1 protein-coding gene is annotated in these 543 nt (G+C 58.7%); it reads left to right on the top strand.

The window, feature by feature from the left end; translation table 11 throughout:
• The coding region (locus tag EN969_RS34535; RefSeq protein ID WP_127419961.1) for a DUF2470 domain-containing protein at positions 1–398 on the top strand (398 nt) is incomplete at its 5' end.
• Positions 399–543 lie beyond the last annotated feature (145 nt).

Genomic DNA, 543 nt, shown 5'->3' with positions numbered 1-543 from the left:
ACGCCGGTCTCGGTGACTTTTCGATCTTTCGCCTCGATCCGCAACGCGCCAGCCTCAACGGCGGCTTCGGCAAGGCCTATCAGCTCGACCGATCGGATCTGCTCGCCAGCGGACCGGTCGTCGAGGAACTCGCGGCGCGCGAACAATCGGCCATCGACCACATGAACGCCGACCATCTCGACGCGATCGCCGTTTACGCACAGCATTTCGCCAAAGTATCCGGCAACGGCTGGCGTATTGCCGGATTCGATGCCGATGGCATGGATCTGGTGTCGGGCGACGGCGCTTGCCGGGTCTTTTACCCGCAACCTCTGGGCGCAGCAGGTGAATTGCGGCACGTTCTGGTCGATATGGCGAGGGCGGGCCGAGCCATTGTCGACGCCGGGACTGAGACTTAATTATGCTGGATCAAAAGCAACACTTGAGATTTAGGTGAAATGCTCTACCTTTTAGTGACGCTGAATCGCCAGCGCCGATCGATAAGTGAATTTATGGAATCAGACGCCATTGCCCCCATGGCGTCGGGATGAACAGGAAGCATGG

The sequence above is a fragment of the Mesorhizobium sp. M7A.F.Ca.CA.003.01.2.1 genome, assembly GCF_003998945.1.
GTDB lineage: Bacteria > Pseudomonadota > Alphaproteobacteria > Rhizobiales > Rhizobiaceae > Mesorhizobium > Mesorhizobium ciceri.
This window is presented reverse-complemented; position numbering and strand designations above follow the sequence as displayed.